This is a genomic window from Pseudomonas sp. HS6, from assembly GCF_023375815.1.
GTDB lineage: Bacteria > Pseudomonadota > Gammaproteobacteria > Pseudomonadales > Pseudomonadaceae > Aquipseudomonas.
In genome coordinates, this window is sequence record NZ_CP067412.1 from 3443166 (window position 1) to 3459808 (window position 16643).

Genomic DNA, 16643 nt, shown 5'->3' on the forward strand with positions numbered 1-16643 from the left:
CTACCAATGCGGAGTAAAGGGTCTACCATCGACAGAACCTTGCTGAATGTTCAGGACTTCTGCCATGCGTTTACCCGAATTCATCCGGCAACACACGGACCGGATCGTCGACGAGTGGGAACAGTTCGCCAGGACGATCACACCGGCAAGTGAGTACCTGGATCGTGCAGCGCTGCGTGATCATGCGAGGACAATTCTGCTGGCCGCCGCTCGGGACATGACCACGACGCAGACCGCAGGCGAACAAGTGGCCAAGGCCAGGGGTGAAGGCCCGGAAAAAACCCCGAGCCTGGATCAGGCCGGTGCCAGCCACGGCGAACTGCGCCATACGGAAGGCTTCGACCTGGTACAGATGACCTCGGAGTTTCGCCATCTGCGCGCCTGTGTGATCCGTCTGTGGGTGGACAGCCTGGAAACTCCGGACCTGAACTGTTTCCAAGACATGATCCGTTTCAACGAAGCCATCGACGAAGCCTTGGCCGAATCGACCGCCGCCTACGCCGAACAGGTCAACCGCTCTCGCGATATTTTCCTCGCCATTCTCGGCCATGACCTGCGCGCGCCCCTGCAAGCGGTGAGCATGTCCACCGAATTGCTGATGCGTAAAACCACGCTGGAAGGTGACGCGCTGACTTGCGCGCTCAATATCAAACACGGCGCGCGGCACATGGCGGCCATGGTCAGCGACTTGCTGGAGCTGGTGCGCAGCCGACTAGGCAAAAGACTGCCGATCGAACCGGCGCCGATGGACCTGGCCGATGCAGCACGAGCGGCCATTGCCGAAGCATGTGCCGGCAACCCGGAATGCGATCCGACCCTCAAAGTCGAGGGTGACACCCGGGGCATATGGGACGCGGGCCGGCTGGATCAACTGCTGCAAAACCTGATCGGCAATGCCTTGCAGCATGGCTCGAATCCGCGCGAGGTCATCGTGACGTTGAAGGGAGAAGCCGACAGCGTGCTTCTAAGTGTTCACAACTACGGAGACCCCATCCCTGAGGAGGCTGTCGGCACCATTTTCGATCCGTTGGTGCGCAGTGCCGACGAAGAACTTGGCCAGCCATCGACCAGCCTCGGTCTGGGCCTTTTCATCGTCAAGGAAGTGGTGACCGCACACGAAGGGACGATCGAAGTCAGTTCAAGCGAGGCCGCCGGGACGCTGTTCAGCGTGAAGCTGCCCAGACAGATCTGAAGGTTTACTCGACCACCAGCCGCGCCAGACGCTGGCGCAGCATCCGGTTCTCGGCCCGCAATTCCTTCACCTCTTCCAGCAGGTCCAGCGCCAGGGCGACGCCTTCCCATTCCAGCTCCAGGTCGCGCCGCAGCTTGGCGGCGCGTTTGGCCAGGGCCAGTTCGTAATCGGTGAAGCGCCATTCCCGGGGCTGCGCGCCCTGAGGTTCGAGGATGCCGTGTTCGACGATTTCGATCACGTAGACGTCCGACAGGTCGGCCGCCTCACAGAATTCTGCCATGTCCAGTTGAACGATCAGGGGGCTGCTCATGATGGGCTACTCCGTCGCCGGGTTCAGAAGTTCTCTCGCGGGTTGAAGGCGGCTTTCTTCGCCAGTTCCTGCCACAGCGCCTTGACGTCATCGCCCGCAGCTTTCGGCATCACGGCCTTGAGCTGGACGAACAGATAGCCGCGCTCGCCAGCCTTGTTCTGCAAACCATGGCCCTTGGCGCGCATGCGCTGGCCGTTCTGGCTGCCGGCCGGGACCTTGAGGTTGATCTTGCCGGTCAGGGTCGGCACGGCCACTTCGGCACCCAGCGCCAACTCCCACGGCGCCAGCGGCAAGGTGATGATCAGGTTTTCGCCTTCGACATCGAATTTCGGGTGCGGCGCGAAACGGATGGTCAGGTACAGATCGCCATTGGCGCCGCCACCGATACCCGGTGCGCCCTGTCCCTTGAGGCGGATGCGCTCGCCGTCGGTCACGCCCGCCGGGATCTTCACGTTCAGGCTCTTGCTGGTGTTGCTGACGTGTTGGCCCGCCGCGTTGTATTGCGGCACCTGGAAGCTGATTTTTTTCGATTCGTTCGAAAGCGTCTCTTCGAGAAAGATCGGCAGTTCCAGTTCCACGTCTTGCCCTCTGCGCCCCGCACTGCGGGATTGCCGGCCTTCGCCGCCACCGAAACCGGGGCCGCGGTTGCCGAAGATCGAACTGAAGAAGTCCGAGAAGTCACCGGTGTCGCCACCGCCGCCACCGAAGCCGCCACGGCTTTGCCAGCCCGGCGGTCCCTGGAACGGCTGACCGTGCTGGCCGTAGCGGCGCAGGTCGTCGTATTCGGCGCGTTTGTCGGCGCTTTTCAGCGCTTCATAGGCTTCCGAGGCGTCCTTGAACTTGGCCTCGGCGTCTTTTTCCTTGCTGACATCGGGGTGGTATTTGCGCGCGAGCTTGCGATAGGCAGCCTTGATTGCCTTGTCGTCAGCCGTCGGCTCCACGCCGAGTATCTTGTAATAGTCTTTGAAGTCCATTGAAGGAGTCACCATCCGTTATCGATTTCGCGCCGCCGTCAGCATGCGCCGATTCGCGCGTGCCAGGTTGACCGATCTCAAACTTGTGACCGGGTGGCGCAGCAGAAGTTTATCGGCAGTGGACGGCGGTTCTTGCGACCGCCGGTGTGTCTGCCGGCCCATGCCAGCAAGTTTGGGGCAAAGCTCGGGCTTTCAAGGCAGTTTAGTAGCGAAATAGCAGATGACTGGCCTTCGAATCTGTCGCGCACTGACATACACTGCGCGGCCGTTTTTTTGACCGGAACCGAAAGACCATGAAAGACGCCTCTCCAGCCCGTGCCTGCGGCATCGACTTCGGCACGTCCAACTCCACCGTCGGCTGGCTGCGCCCCGGCATGGAAACGATGATCGCGCTGGAAGACGACAAGATCACCCTGCCGTCGGTGGTCTTCTTCAATATCGAGGAGCGCCGCCCGGTTTACGGTCGCCTGGCGCTGCACGAATATCTGGAAGGCTACGAAGGCCGCCTGATGCGCTCGCTCAAGAGCCTGCTCGGTTCCAAGCTGATCAAGCACGACACCAGCGTTCTCGGCACGGCGATGCCGTTCAAGGATCTGCTGGGGCTGTTCATCGGCCAGCTCAAGAATCGCGCCGAAGCGGCCGCCGGTCGTGAGTTTGAGCAAGTGGTGCTGGGCCGCCCGGTGTTCTTCGTCGACGACGACCCGCTGGCCGACCAGGAAGCCGAAGACACGTTGGTGGAAGTGGCGCGCAAGCTCGGCTTCAAGGACGTGTCGTTCCAGTACGAGCCGATTGCCGCGGCCTTCGATTACGAGTCGACCATCGAAAAGGAAGAGCTGGTACTGATCGTCGACATCGGCGGTGGTACGTCGGACTTCTCGCTGGTGCGCCTGTCGCCCGAGCGTCGTGGTGTCGATAACCGTCACGACGACATCCTCGCCACCGGCGGTGTGCACATCGGCGGGACCGATTTCGACAAGCAACTGAGCCTGCAGGGCCTGATGCCGCTGTTCGGCTACGGCAGCCGCATGAAGAGCGGCGCGTTCATGCCGACCAGTCACCACATGAACCTGGCGACCTGGCACACCATCAACTCGGTGTACTCGCAGAAGTCGACCCTGGCCCTGGGCAGCATGCGTTACGACATCGAGGACACCGGCGGCATCGACCGTCTGTTCAAGCTGATCGAACAGCGCGCCGGGCACTGGCTGGCGATGGAAGTGGAAGAAACCAAGATCCACCTGACCCACAACGACAGCCGCCACGTGCCGCTGGACCGCATCGAATCCGGGCTGAGCGTCGAGCTGAGCCGGGCCTTGTTCGAATCGGCGATCGATGCGCAGCTGGAGCGCGTGCGCGGCAGCGTCACGCAATTGCTGGCGGACGCCAACGTGGCGGTGGGTCAGGTCGATACGGTGTTCTTCACCGGCGGTTCCAGCGGCATCCCGGCGCTGCGCAACAGCGTCTCGGCGATGCTGCCGAACGCGCGGCATGTGGAAGGCAATATCTTCGGCAGCATTGGTAGCGGCCTGGCGATTGAAGCCATGAAGCGTTATGGCTCGGTGAACTGATTTAATACCGAGTCGCGCCAATCGCTGGCAAGCCAGCTCCCACAGGATTGATACCGCTTCGAAAGCAGCGTGTGAAGTGTGGGAGCTGGCTGGCCAGCGATGGCGTCCGTTCAGCCAATACAGATCTGTCGGTTAAACCATCCCGCCCAGCTTCAACTCACTCTTCAGATACGCGTAATAAATCGGCCCCGCCACCACTCCCGGCAGGCCGAACGCGGCCTCGAACACCAGCATCGCCAACAGCAACTCCCAGGACTTGGCACTGATCTGCCCGCCGACAATGCGCGCGTTGAGGAAGTATTCGAGCTTGTGGATAAAGATCAGGTAACCCAGCGCGGCAATCGCCACCCAGATCGACAGCGACAGGCCGACGATGGTGATCAGCGTGTTCGACATCAGGTTGCCGATCACGGGCAACAACCCGAGCAGGAACGTCAGCACGATCAGGGTCTTGGTCAGCGGCAGTTTGATCCCGAACAGCGGCAGGATCACCGCCAGGAAGATCCCGGTGAATAAGGTGTTGAGCAAGGAAATCTTGATCTGCGCAAAAACGATATTGCGAAACGCCTGAACCAGCAGGTGCAGACGGTCAAACAGTGCAGCCGCCAGCGGCTTGCGCTTGGTGACGTCCGGTACGCGCTGCAGCGCGATGATCGCGCCGAGCACCATGCCGATCAGCAGGGTCACGAACATGTGCGCCGCGTCCTTGCCCACCAGTTGCAGGTCGGACAAATGCTTGCTCGCCCATTCACCGATGGCAACACGGAATTCAGCGGCACTGGCCGGCAGGTAACTGTCGAGAAACGGCGGCAGTTGCCCGCGCGCGCGGTCGACCACGCCCATGAACTTGTCTAGGGAAGCCCCGGGATTTTCCGCCTCGTGCAGCAGGAAACTGATAGCCCCGGCAAAGATCAGCGCCAGCACACTCACCACCAGCGTGCCCAGCAACGCCACCGCCAGCCAGCGCGCGCGGCGGCCTTCGATCAGCCGTTGCAGTTGCGGAGTGAGCATGTTGACCAGCTCGAACACCAGCAGACCGGCCAACAGACTGGGCAACAGACGCAGCGGCAGCACCAGCAGCAAACCGCCGAAAATGATGATGCAACTGACCCAGAACACAACATGACGCTCAGAAAACGTTGGCATACAGCCTCAAAACGAACGGCGTAAAAGGATTGGCAGTCTGCCAGCGATCCTTGGGGAGCACTAGGGATATGCGGTGTTTACGGATTGGGTGTCTGACTGGCGGCCCAGCCCTCTCCCGGGGGGAGAGGGGACTGACCGAGTAGATTTAGAGAATTCCTGCAACCTGACAGACCAGGTCGATTCCGGATTCAGCACCGCACGTTCAGGTCGATGCAAATACCAAGCATCCCCGAATCGGTTCCCTCTCCCTCCGGGAGAGGGCTAGGGTGAGGGCCGGTTCTCACGCCGAACCCATCCCGTCGAATCCACCTCATTTCTTCTTCAGGCAATCACTCATGAAAGTCTTGCGCGCATCCCCCGTCAGCGCCTTGGTCTTGGCATCGGCATTACAGGTTTTCATCTTTTCCTGCTGCGGGGTCAGCGTCTTGGCGTCGTTGGCCGCCGGCGCTGCCTTGAGGCAAGTGCTCATGAAGGTCTTGCGCTCATCGCCTTTCAGGCTCTTGGCCGTGGCGTCGGCGTTGCAGGTGGTCATCTTGTTCTGTTGCGCCGTGGCGGCAAAACCCTGGGAGCACAGCAGCAGACCGATCATCAACAAAGGGACACGCAACATCTTCATGGAGTTTTCTCCTTGTTGCCGCATCGATGGAGGCGGCCTCCGGCTGAGTGTAGTCAAAGCTTGTTACACCTTCCTACCCTCAAGGTGACTGCGCCGGTATTGCTCCGGCGTACACCCCGCCTGCCGCGCAAACATGGCGATGAAAGCAGACCCGCTGCTGTAGCCGAGATCAAAGGCGATTTCCTGCACGCTGCGCGAACTTTCCAGCGCCTCGATGGCCGCAAGATAACGCAGGCGCTGGCGCCATTCGCCGAAACTCATCCCCAACTCCCGCACGAATTGCCGGGCCAGGGTGCGCTCGCTGACATGCACCTGCGCCGCCCAGTGCGCCAGCGGCTCGTTGTTGCCGGGCTCGGCCTGCAGGGTTTCTAGGATGGTCAGCAAGCCGGGGCTTCTGGCGTAGGGCAAATAGCATTGATGAACCGGCGCCTGCCGCAGTTGATCCACCAGCACCTGGGCCAGGCGCTGGTCGGCGTCGAACGCGGGGATCTTCACATCTCGGGCAGCGAAGTCCTTGAGGATTGCCTTGAGGATATCGCTGATCGCCAGGGTGCAGGCCTGGGCCGGCAAGTCTGCGCACACCTCTGGCGCCAGACACACCGCGCGATAGTTGACCGGCTGATGGCTGTAGAAACTGTGCTCGACCTGCGGCGGCACCCACACCGCGTATTGTGGCGGCGACATGAAGCGGCTGCCGTCGACATCCATGTGCAGCACGCCGTGGGCCGCGTATTCCAGCGTGCCCCACGGATGGCGGTGCGGCGCGGCGTATTCGTGGGCGTTGAAGTCGGCATAGCGGAAATACACTGCCGACGGCAATTCGCTGAAATCCAAAAGGTCGATGTGTTTACTGTTCATGCTGTCCGGAATCAGAGGCAGGTTGTCCGGTTCGCAGTATAGGCCTGCATCCAGACAGGAGATAATCACCGTTCATCAACGTACTGGTTTTTCCTCCCATGCAATACGCGTTTCCCCTGCTGGCGATTTTCATCTGGGCCGGCAACACCGTGATCAACAAGCTGGCTGTCGGCGCGATTTTTCCCGCCGAGATCGGCTTCTATCGCTGGCTGCTCGCCGGCCTGCTGTTCACCCCGTTCATGCTCAGGAAGGTCATCGCTCACTGGCCGCAGATCCGCCCGAACCTCGGCAAGATTTTCATCCTCGGCGTGCTGGGCATGGCGGTCTATCAGAGCTTGGCCTACTTCGCCGCGACCATGACCACCGCCACCAACATGGGCATCATCCTGTCGCTGATGCCACTGATGTCGCTGGCCATGGCGATCATCAGCCTCGGCCAGCGCCTGACCGCCGGTGCGCTGGTCGGTGCGGTACTGTCGTTCGCCGGTGTGCTGGTGGTGGTGTCGTCCGGCAGCCTCGGCGCACTGCTGCAACACGGGGTGAACCTGGGCGACGCGATGATGCTGATCGCCACCCTCGCCTATGCGATCTACAGCACCTTGCTGAAAAAATGGCAGCTGCGTTTGCCGCCATTGGTGTTGCTGTATTTGCAGGTGCTGGTGGCGGTAGTGGTGCTGTTTCCGCTGTACGCCATGTCGCCGAAAACCGGCCTGACCCTGCAGAACATTCCGTTGGTGCTGTACGCGTGCCTGCTGGCCTCGATGCTCGCGCCGCTGGCGTGGATGCAGGCCGTGCAGCGTCTGGGCCCGAGCCGGACCACGCTGTTCTTCAACCTGTTGCCGTTGATCACCGCGCTGATTGCCGCGGTGGTATTGAAGGAACAACTGGCGATGTATCACTTGGTCGGTGGTTTGCTGACGCTGGGTGGAGTGATTCTTTCCGAGCGTTGGACGACGGTGCTCGGCCGCAAACTCAGCGTTGCCTGATCCGGCCTCTTCGCTGGCAAGCCAGCTCCCACAGGGCTGGGGTCGAACACACATCTTGTGGACGCCCGAATCACTGTGGGAGCTGGCTTGCCAGCGATGAACGATAGCGTGGTCTGCCTGCTAAACCCCGGCAGCCTTGAGGCGCGCCGCGTGCTCGACGAACAGCCGCACCGGATCCGCGCCTTTGCCGACCAGTCCCAGCGACTGGTTGACGATGTCGAAGTGATCCATCGGATAGTCATCACCGATGACCGTGCCCAGGTGCGAGCTGTAGCGTCCGACCATGCCGTCGCACTGTCCCGGCTCGCGCACGAAGGTCTTGGCAAACAACCGGCAACTGCGGTTGGTGCCGTCGAACAGGTTGCCACCGCGGTCGGTCTTGCCCGGCTGCAAGGTGCCGGACCATGAGTAATAACGCACACCGTTGACCTCTTCCGCCCCCTGCCCGCCCCAGGTATCAGGCAAGCCCTGTGGATAACGCTGATTGAACAGCGCCACGCCTTCGGTGGTCAGGGAATGGTGTGAGGCGTGGATATCCACCGGCAGTTTCGGGCCGTGGTAACCGGTTTCCATGAATGCCATCAGCCAGCCGACAAAACGCAACAGCGCCTCAAGAATGCGGCCCCGGGCGCTGTCTGCCGGATAGTGTTTCGCCAGATAGTCGGCCAGTTCCGAACCGTGATTGGGCCCGGCCACCGACGTTACCGACGCCACCAGATCCGGGCGCCTGGCCGCCGCGTACCGCGCCGTCAGCGAGCCCTGGCTATGGCCAAACAGATTGACCTTGGTCGCACCGGTCTGGCGCAGGATTTCATCGATGCGCGCCAGTAACTGCTCGCCGCGCACTTCCGTGGAATTGAGCGGTGACACCTGCACCGCAATCACCGTCGCACCACCCCGGCGCAACGCTTTGATGATCCCGTACCAGTACGGGTACAGCACCAGCCGGATGAAACCGAGCATTCCCGGCACCAGCACCAGTGGATAACGTGTGGCCGAAGCTTGCGACATGGGCAAACATCCTTGTGGTCGGTGGGTGGATGCATGACGTGCAAAACGCCCGCCAAGCATCCTCCTTGATGATGACAACTCCACGAGCAGCCTACTTCAGCCCCACCACCCCTGCCACAATCAGCCCCACCGACAGCAACTTCACCAGCGTCAGACTCTCGCCCAGCAACGCGAAACCGAGAAACACCGTGCCGAGCGAGCCGATGGCGGTCCAGATCGGGTAGGCGATGCTCACCGGCAACTCGCGCATCGCCAGGGCCAGGAAGTAAATCCCGCCCACCGCAGCAATCACCGTTATCAGCGACGGCCAGAGCCGGGTGAAGCCCTCGGCGTACTTCATGCCCATGGCAAAGGTGACCTCGAACCCGGCCGCGATCAGCAAGAACAGCCAGGCCACCTAGAACGCCCGGGCCAGATCGAGCAAGCGCTGCTCGGCCTCGGCCACCGACACCGCGAAGGTGCGTTCGGCGGACTCCTCGCCCTCGGCGGCGACCACCGTGACGTCGTTGATGCCGATGAAGCCCAGCGCGGTGCGCAACCATGGATCAGCGTGATTCAGCGCCTCCAGCTCACCGCCCGGGCCGAATCCGAAACCGCCGCGACTGGTGACGATCAGCGCCTTCTTGCCGCGCAGCAGCGGCGTGTACTGGGCGATGCCGTTGTCCAGGGTGTGGTCGAACGTCAGGCCCAGACGCACGATCTGATCGACCCAGGCCTTGAGGCCGCTGGGCACATTGAAGTTGTACATCGGCGTGGAAATCAGCAGCAGGTCGTGATCGAACAACTCACCCACCAGTTGATCGCTGAGCGCCAGATCCGCTTGCATCGTCAGCGGACGTGCTTCGGGCTCCGGGTAAAACGCCGCCGCGACAAACGCTTCATTCACCGCCGGAATCAACGCACGCCCGACTTCTCGGCGGGTCACTTGAGCCTTTGGGTGGCGGACTTGCCAGGCGCTGAGAAAGCTTTCCGCCAAGCGCCGCGAATGGGAACGCTCACCGCGAGGGCTGGCATGGATCGCAAGAATCTTGCTCATCTGAGACTCCTTGGGACTAGACTTGAATGACTGTGTGGTGCCAGATTGCAGCGCTCACGCCATCGCCTCAAATGAGCAAAAATCAGTCTGGATGAATTGATTTCATCTATGGAGCTTCCATGTTCGCTTCATTGCCGCTGACCGCCCTGCGCGCGTTTGAATCCGCCTCACGGCTATTGAGTTTCAAGGCGGCCGCCGAAGAACTGGCGGTGACGCCGACGGCGATTTCCCATCAGATCCGCTCGCTGGAGGACTGGCTTGGCGTGGCGCTGTTCGAACGCCTGCCGCGTCAGGTGCGCCTGACCGAGGGTGGCGAGCGGCTGTTCCGCAGCCTGCACGGGGCGTTTCTGGAAGTGGCGCAAAGCGTCGACACCCTGCGCCCGCAACGCAGCGGCAGCAGCCTGACGCTGTCGACCACCGCCGCCTTCGCCGCGCTGTGGCTGGTGCCGCGACTGGGGCGGTTTTACGCAAAGCATCCGAACATCAATGTGCGGCTGGATACGCATTGCGAAGTGATCGACCTGCATCAGGACGCCAGCGTCGATCTGGTGCTGCGCTACAGCCTTGATGACTACCCGAACCTCTACGGGTTGTGCCTGTTCGATGAATCGTTCGGCGTGTACGGCTCGCCGGAGCAGGTGGCGCTGGCTGCTCGCCGCACCCCGGCGTTGATCAGCGTGCGTTGGCACAACTCCAAGCTTTACGCCCATGGCTGGGAAGCGTGGTGCGCGCAATCGGGCGAGAACTGGCTCAATCAGCATCCGGCCATTCGCGAATACGATGAAGAGCATTACGCCCTGCAAGCCGCCATCGCCGGGCAAGGGTTGGTGCTGGCGAGCAACATCCTCGTCTCGGAGAGCGTCGCCAGCGGTCTGCTGGTGCCGTACAAGGGCGAGGTGCAGGTCGACGGCGCCGGTTATAGCGCCCTCTGCGTACCGGGCCGCGAGCGGCATCCACCGGTGAAAGCGTTTTTTGCCTGGCTGCGCGAAGAGGCTCAACTTTCCGGGCATGTCCCGCGCTGAATCCGACAAAACTTTTTGCAGCGTTCATCACTCACAACCAGGTAACGATCACGTCAACAGAACGTGACGCCAATTGGATTAGCCTCCAGGAGACTGAAATGAGTGACCTGCATTTGTCTGATGTTCAAACCCTGCGTGAGCGCGCACGCCAGCACGTGGAAAATGGCGCGGTGACCGAAAGCTACAGCGCCAACCGTGAAGAAGTGCTGCGCCTGCTCAACGAATCGCTGGCCACCGAACTGGTCTGCGTCTTGCGCTACAAGCGCCACTACTTCATGGCCAACGGCCTGAAAGCCAACGTCGCCGCCGACGAGTTCCTCGAGCACGCCACTCAGGAAGCCGAACATGCCGACCGTCTCGCCGAGCGCATCGTGCAACTGGGCGGCGAGCCCGAGTTCAACCCTGACCTGCTGTCGAAGATGTCCCACGCGCAATACGTGGCCGGCAACACCTTGAAGGAAATGGTCTACGAAGACCTGGTGGCCGAACGGATCGCCATCGACAGCTACCGCGAGATCATCCAGTACATCGGCGAAAAGGATCCGACCACGCGACGGATCTTCGAAGACATCCTGGCTCAGGAAGAAGAGCATGCGGATGACATGGCCGATATCCTGAAAGACCTCTGAGACTTCCAGATCCGATCGCGGGCAAGCCCGCTCCCACAGGTTCAGTGAAAAACCTGTGGGAGCGGGCTTGCCCGCGATTGCTTTCTGATAAACGCTAAAAAATCATTTAGTGGGTTTGACGGTCACCGGTGCCTTGCCCGCCTTCATCTGCTCCAGCAACGGCGCGCACTGATTCGGCTCGCCGCCACTCGGCGCCACCAGCGCCAGCAGCCCCGCCGCCGGCGCGGCGATCACGCCAAGCGCCACCATGCCGGCCCCGCGAAGGATCAGCGGCACCGCTTTCACCCCGGCGTCAGGCTTGATGAACTTGCCGCGCACGTACAACGGCGAACGCAGGGAGATCAGACGCCAGCCCTTGGATTCCGGGGTCACGGTCAGGTCCAGCTGCTCGGTGGCCATGTTCGCCGTGCCGTCGATGTAGATGATCGCGTTCTCGGTATCGAACACGAACAGCCGCGTGGTCGCCAGCCCGGTCTTGATGTCGAAGTCCGCCGCTGCGCAGTTGATCTTCACTTCCTTGTCGCCGAAGACCTTGCCGACCACGTAGTTGCCGACGTTGAGGCCCGCCAGCTCCATCAGTTCACGGCTGATCGCGCCGTCATTGATCAGCATCTTCAGGTTGCCGTTGGCACCGCCCAGCAGTTTGGCCACCGAGTTGCCGCGACCGCTGATGTCGGCGTCGCCGTTGAGCTCGCCGAAACTGGTCTTCATCGGTTCGAAGGTCGGGAACAGTTGCTTGAGCTTGAACTTGCGCGCGGTCAGTTTCGCCCGACCTTCCAACGGTTCAGTGCGGCCGTTGAGACGGATCTGCGCATCGAGATTGCCGCCGGCTACGCCGAAACGCAGCGGTTCCAGGCTCAGTTCGCCGTCGTTGAGTTTGAGGTGGGTATAGAGGTCGGTGAACGGCAGCTTCTCGCTGTGGACGATGCGTTTGCCGGTGAATTCGACGTCGGCGTCCATGTCGCGCCAGCGCTCGGTCTTGAACTCCTCCACCGGCAGCACTTTGTCCGCTGGTTGTTTGCTTTCGCCGCCGCGGGCCTTTTGCTTGGCATTGGAGTCGGCACCGATCAATGGTGCGAGGTCGGCGAACAGCAACTGATTGGACAGCAGCGCGCCACTCAGCTTGGGCCGCGGCTTACTGGCGACGTAGGCCAAGTCGCCGTGAATATCGCTACCGCCGATCTTGCCGTTGAATTGCTCGTAGCGGAACTGCGCGCCGTCCGGCTCATGCAGTTTGGCGATCAAACGACCGTCGGTGGAATACGGCGGCGTGTCCGGCAGGGTGACACCGGTCAGCGGATAGAGATTGCCGAGGCTCGCGCCCGCCAGTTTCAGGCGCAGGTCGAGGGCGCCGAGGTTCAGCGGTTCGGTCAGCGTGCCGGCGAGTTCGATGCTGGTGTCGCCGACCTTCGCCTGGGCCTGCAGCGGGAAGGGTTTGGCCGCATCCTGCAAGGCCAGCAGGCCGCCGATCTTGCCTTGGCCGGTGAGTTTCTGACCGTGGTACTGGCCGGTGACTTTCAGTGCGAAAGCATAATCCTGCGGTGCGCCGCCCTTTTCCAGCGCGGTTTTCGCCGCTTTGTCGCCGACGATTTCGCTGAAGGGGATCGGCTTGCCCAGCGGATCGATCAGCAGGTCGAGGTTGGTCTTGAGGGTCTGGTCGTCCAGAGTGACATGACCCTTGTCGAAACCGATGGCGCCGATGTCCACCACCCAGTTCGAGGGCTCAGCATTAGGGTCCTTGGGATCGAACTTGAACGTCCAGTTGGCACGACCGTCAGCCAGACGCTGCAATTGCGCGTTGGGTTCAGTCAGGTCGATACGCGGGATCGTCACCCGTTGTGCCAGCAGCGCCAGCGGCGAAATGCGCAGTTCGACCTTTTTGAGGGTGACCATCTGCGGCTGCTTCGACCAGTCCGGGTTGCCCAGCGTCAGGTCTTCGGCCACCACATGCGGCCACGGCACCCAGGCGCGCCAGCCGCCTTCGTCGAGTTCGCGCCGCCAGACCACCGACAGGTTGCCGTTGATGGCGAACGGTCGGTGCAGTTCTTCCGAGACTTTGGCATTGAGCGGCGGTTTGATCCGGTTCCAATCGAAGAACACGATGATCAGGACCAGCACCGCCAGCAACAGCACAAGGGTGGCGAAGGTCCAGGCGAAGATTTTACGGGTGCGCGTCATGCACAAAGCTCCTGAAAACGACGGCGGATCGACACCGCTGATGCGACGGGCCGTTAACGGCCCTCATGAAGTCTACGACTGACAAACAGCCCGCAGGTTTAATCGAAAGCCCCGATTGGGGCCAAAAAGCGGTCGCCATTCTGACCGATCGGTCGACTTGGCGTTACCGGACCCGCACTTTTGCGGGGCGCAAGTGGGTGGAAAATACCCACCCCAGTGCAAAACCACCCGCCTGAAACGCCCGAGCTAGAGCCTCCCGGGCGAACAATCAATTCTGTTGATTATTACCATTGTGTTTATGAACTTTTATATCGACTTATCGAGAGTAGCATTGCCCTCGTACCCACTTTATCGCCCTCCCAAGGAGCAACCCATCATGAAACGCCAACTTCTGTTCAGTCTTACCCTCTCGATGCTGGCCAGCACCGCTTTTGCTCTGCCAGCTGCCGACCAGGCTACCCCGCAAGTGAAATCCAGCCACTCGGTGTTCAGCCAGACTGTTGCCGCTGACGGTTCGGACCGCACTCCACAAGGCCAGACCCTGGCTGAAAACGGTCGTAACCGCCTGGAAGAAAAAGGTCTGGTTCAAGATGGCTATGACAAGACTCCACAAGGTCAAACCGTAGCTGAAGGCGGCCGTGATCGCCTGGAAGAGAAAGGTCTGGTTCAAGACGGCTCGGATCGCACTCCACAAGGTCAAACCCTTGCTGCCGATGGATCCGATCGCACCCCACAAGGCCAGACCCTTGCTGCCGATGGTTCCGATCGCACCCCACAAGGCCAGACCCTTGCTGCCGATGGTTCCGATCGCACCCCACAAGGCCAGACCCTCGCGGCTGATGGCTACGACAAAACCCCACAAGGTCAAACCCTGGCCGAAGGTGGTGGTGACCGCGTGATCGAACGCAACAGTGCTTTGAGCTAAGCCCGTGGCGGCCTGGAAAAAAAGCCCAATCCCCGGATTGGGCTTTTGACTTTTCAGAGGCTCGCATAAACATAAAGAAGTCGCGGTTCCCCGCTGTATTCCCCGCTGCCGTTCGACGCCGGCAAAGCCGATTTGCTAGAGTGCGGCGCTTGTCCTGCCTAAGAACACACCCTTGCGATGCTGCCCCGCGCCGAACAGAAACAACAGACCCGCAACGCCCTGATGGACGCTGCCCGCCACTTGATGGAAAGCGGCCGAGGATTCGGCAGCCTGAGCCTGCGTGAAGTGACGAAAACCGCCGGCATCGTGCCCACCGGTTTCTACCGGCATTTCGCCGACATGGACGAACTGGGTCTTGTACTGGTCAGCGAAGTCGGCCAGACCTTCCGCGAAACCATCCGCTTGGTGCGCCACAACGAATTCGTCATGGGCGGGATCATCGATGCCTCGGTGCGAATCTTCCTCGACGTGGTCAGCGCCAACCGTTCACAGTTCCTGTTTCTGGCCCGTGAGCAGTACGGTGGATCGCTGCCGGTGCGCCAGGCGATTGGCCGGTTGCGCGAGAACATCAGCTCCGACCTGGCAGCGGATCTGGCCTTGATGCCCAAGTTGCAGCATTTGCACCACGAAGGCTTGAGCGTGATGGCCGACCTGATCGTCAAATCGGTGTTCGCCACCCTGCCGGACATCATCGACCCGCCGGCCGAAGCGCTGCCCGAGCATCTGACGCCCCAGGCGAAGATCACCCAGCAGTTGCGCTTCATCTTTATCGGGCTCAAGCACTGGCAAGGGCTCGGGAGTACCGAGTAAGAAAGCAAAAATCGCAGCCTGGAGCTGCGATTTTTTTTGCGCCGTAAATTGGTGCATGTAAAAACCTTCATGCACCAAAACACCTCACAATCCTGCAACATCTTGAAACATCCACTACGCTCCGACAGGGTTTTCCTACGCTTCGTCCGATTGGCAAGCCCCTTGCTCTAGCCTGAGCATTGTTCTTAGCAGGAAGCTTTCCGATGCTGGTGATTCATCGCAGAATCGACCCCCAACCCGTCTGGGCCGCCGAGTTGCACCTGACTTTCGAGGCCAGGAGCAAAAGCCGCCTGCGCTGTTTCAGTGCCGAAGGCGAAGACGTCGGACTGTTTCTGGAGCGCGGTCAGCCTCCACTGTATGACGGCGAATACCTGCAAGCAGAAGATGGCCGGATCGTCCGGGTCTGCGCCCGCCCTGAACAACTGCTGCACGTCACCTGCGCCAACGCCTTCGAACTGACCCGCGCCGCCTATCACCTGGGCAATCGCCACGTTGCGCTGCAAGTCGGTGACGGCTGGTTGCGGCTGCTCGACGACTACGTGCTCAAGGCGATGCTTGAACAGCTGGGCGCGCAGGTCGAATCGATCGAAGCGCCGTTCCAGCCGGAACACGGCGCCTACGGTGGCGGCCATCATCATTCGCGGCACGGTGACGAGGACTTCAACTACGCGCCGAAACTCCACCAGTTCGGCGTCCGTTTGTGAACCCGGCCTGGGCGCTGCTGCGCCTGGCCAGTCCGCAGTTGCCGATTGGCGGTTACAGCTATTCCCAAGGCCTGGAAATGGCTGTGGATAACGGCCGCGTCGGCAACCCGGACAGCGCCCGGCGCTGGATCAGCGATCAATTGCTGCTCAACCTCGCGCGGTTCGAAGCGCCCTTGCTGCTCTCCCATTGCCAGGCCGCAGCGAACGAAAACTGGGATGAATTGCGCAAGCTCTGCGAGAGCCACCGCGCCAGCCGCGAAACCCGCGAACTGCATCTGGAGAGCCGGCAGATGGGCTACTCGTTGCAGCAATTGCTCAACGGTTTGCCCGAACTTGATCTGCCGGCCCGGACCTTTCTCGAACAATGCGTCGAACCACATCTGGCCCTGTGCTGGGCACTGGCCGCACGCGCCTGGCGGATCAGCCCGCAGGACGCCCTCGCCGCGTGGCTGTGGAGCTGGCTGGAAAACCAGCTCGCGGTGCTGATGAAAACCCTGCCGCTGGGCCAGCAAGCCGCCCAGCGCCTGACCAGCGAACTGCTGCCGTTGTTGCAGCAGGCGCAGCAAGACGCCACCCGAATCAATCCCGAACACCTCGGCAGCGCCGCGTTCGGTCTGTCCCTGGCGTGCATGGCCCATGAGCGCCAGTACAGCCGCCTGTTCCGTTCCTAGGGCCTTT

General features: G+C 61.4%; 18 protein-coding genes. 9 read left to right on the plus strand and 9 right to left on the minus strand.

What is annotated here, in order from left to right:
* The first annotated feature begins 64 nt into the window (after positions 1-64).
* Positions 65-1192 (plus strand): sensor histidine kinase KdpD, encoded by a 1128-nt coding sequence (locus JJN09_RS15590; protein WP_249482535.1) that lies wholly within the window; start codon positions 65-67, stop codon positions 1190-1192.
* Positions 1193-1196: 4 nt separating this feature from the next.
* On the opposite strand, the gene JJN09_RS15595 is transcribed toward JJN09_RS15590, so the two are convergent.
* Both JJN09_RS15595 and JJN09_RS15600 read right to left on the minus strand, forming a co-directional pair.
* Positions 1197-1502, minus strand: coding sequence for a chaperone modulator CbpM (locus JJN09_RS15595; RefSeq protein ID WP_249482536.1), 306 nt, complete (start codon positions 1500-1502; stop codon positions 1197-1199).
* Between the two features lie 23 nt (positions 1503-1525).
* Positions 1526-2476, minus strand: a complete 951-nt coding sequence (locus JJN09_RS15600; RefSeq protein ID WP_249482537.1) for a DnaJ C-terminal domain-containing protein — start codon at positions 2474-2476, stop codon at positions 1526-1528.
* A gap of 293 nt (positions 2477-2769) precedes the next feature.
* Here JJN09_RS15600 and JJN09_RS15605 point away from each other — a divergent pair, with 293 nt between their 5' ends.
* On the plus strand, positions 2770-4044 hold the full coding sequence (locus tag JJN09_RS15605) for an Hsp70 family protein (RefSeq protein WP_249482538.1): 1275 nt from the start codon (positions 2770-2772) through the stop codon (positions 4042-4044).
* Between the two features lie 132 nt (positions 4045-4176).
* Here the strand turns inward: JJN09_RS15605 and JJN09_RS15610 are convergent, their stop codons facing one another.
* The 3 genes from JJN09_RS15610 to JJN09_RS15620 all read right to left on the minus strand — a co-directional run bounded on the left by JJN09_RS15610 (position 4177) and on the right by JJN09_RS15620 (position 6664).
* Positions 4177-5190 (minus strand): AI-2E family transporter, encoded by a 1014-nt coding sequence (locus JJN09_RS15610; RefSeq protein ID WP_249482539.1) that lies wholly within the window; start codon positions 5188-5190, stop codon positions 4177-4179.
* Between the two features lie 310 nt (positions 5191-5500).
* Positions 5501-5806: a PsiF family protein gene (locus JJN09_RS15615; RefSeq protein ID WP_025111807.1), complete on the minus strand. Its 306-nt coding sequence runs from the start codon at positions 5804-5806 to the stop codon at positions 5501-5503.
* Between the two features lie 63 nt (positions 5807-5869).
* Positions 5870-6664 carry a helix-turn-helix transcriptional regulator gene (locus JJN09_RS15620; protein ID WP_249482540.1) on the minus strand — a complete coding sequence of 265 codons (795 nt, stop codon included), beginning with the start codon at positions 6662-6664 and terminating at the stop codon, positions 5870-5872.
* 98 nt (positions 6665-6762) lie between these two features.
* Here JJN09_RS15620 and JJN09_RS15625 point away from each other — a divergent pair, with 98 nt between their 5' ends.
* On the plus strand, positions 6763-7650 hold the full coding sequence (locus JJN09_RS15625) for a DMT family transporter (RefSeq protein ID WP_249482541.1): 888 nt from the start codon (positions 6763-6765) through the stop codon (positions 7648-7650).
* 120 nt (positions 7651-7770) lie between these two features.
* On the opposite strand, the gene JJN09_RS15630 is transcribed toward JJN09_RS15625, so the two are convergent.
* The 3 genes from JJN09_RS15630 to JJN09_RS15640 all read right to left on the minus strand — a co-directional run bounded on the left by JJN09_RS15630 (position 7771) and on the right by JJN09_RS15640 (position 9697).
* A complete protein-coding gene (locus JJN09_RS15630; protein ID WP_249482542.1) occupies positions 7771-8661 on the minus strand; it encodes a triacylglycerol lipase in 891 nt (296 codons plus the stop codon).
* 91 nt (positions 8662-8752) lie between these two features.
* On the minus strand, positions 8753-9058 hold the full coding sequence (locus JJN09_RS15635) for a multidrug efflux SMR transporter (RefSeq protein ID WP_249482543.1): 306 nt from the start codon (positions 9056-9058) through the stop codon (positions 8753-8755).
* Positions 9059-9697 (minus strand): FMN-dependent NADH-azoreductase, encoded by a 639-nt coding sequence (locus JJN09_RS15640; RefSeq protein ID WP_249482544.1) that lies wholly within the window; start codon positions 9695-9697, stop codon positions 9059-9061.
* Between the two features lie 119 nt (positions 9698-9816).
* Here JJN09_RS15640 and JJN09_RS15645 point away from each other — a divergent pair, with 119 nt between their 5' ends.
* The gene (locus JJN09_RS15645) at positions 9817-10719 is read left to right on the plus strand and encodes a LysR substrate-binding domain-containing protein (RefSeq protein WP_249482545.1); all 903 of its coding nucleotides are present in this window, start codon (positions 9817-9819) and stop codon (positions 10717-10719) included.
* A 98-nt stretch (positions 10720-10817) separates the two neighbouring features.
* On the plus strand, positions 10818-11348 hold the full coding sequence (locus JJN09_RS15650; protein WP_064379129.1) for a bacterioferritin: 531 nt from the start codon (positions 10818-10820) through the stop codon (positions 11346-11348).
* A 102-nt stretch (positions 11349-11450) separates the two neighbouring features.
* On the opposite strand, the gene JJN09_RS15655 is transcribed toward JJN09_RS15650, so the two are convergent.
* Positions 11451-13526 (minus strand): AsmA family protein, encoded by a 2076-nt coding sequence (locus tag JJN09_RS15655; RefSeq protein ID WP_249482546.1) that lies wholly within the window; start codon positions 13524-13526, stop codon positions 11451-11453.
* Positions 13527-13902: 376 nt separating this feature from the next.
* On the opposite strand from JJN09_RS15655, the gene JJN09_RS15660 reads away from it, so the two are divergent.
* From JJN09_RS15660 to JJN09_RS15675, 4 genes are all read left to right on the plus strand, one after another.
* Complete coding sequence (locus tag JJN09_RS15660) at positions 13903-14451, plus strand: hypothetical protein (RefSeq protein WP_249482547.1); 549 nt, start codon at positions 13903-13905, stop codon at positions 14449-14451.
* Positions 14452-14628: 177 nt separating this feature from the next.
* Positions 14629-15261, plus strand: coding sequence for a TetR family transcriptional regulator (locus JJN09_RS15665; protein ID WP_249482548.1), 633 nt, complete (start codon positions 14629-14631; stop codon positions 15259-15261).
* A gap of 203 nt (positions 15262-15464) precedes the next feature.
* Complete coding sequence (gene ureE, locus JJN09_RS15670; protein WP_249482549.1) at positions 15465-15965, plus strand: urease accessory protein UreE; 501 nt, start codon at positions 15465-15467, stop codon at positions 15963-15965.
* Entirely contained in the window at positions 15962-16636 is a 675-nt protein-coding gene (locus JJN09_RS15675; RefSeq protein ID WP_249482550.1) for an urease accessory protein UreF, read from the plus strand. Before ureE ends, JJN09_RS15675 begins: the two co-directional genes overlap by 4 nt.
* Positions 16637-16643: the final 7 nt, after the last annotated feature.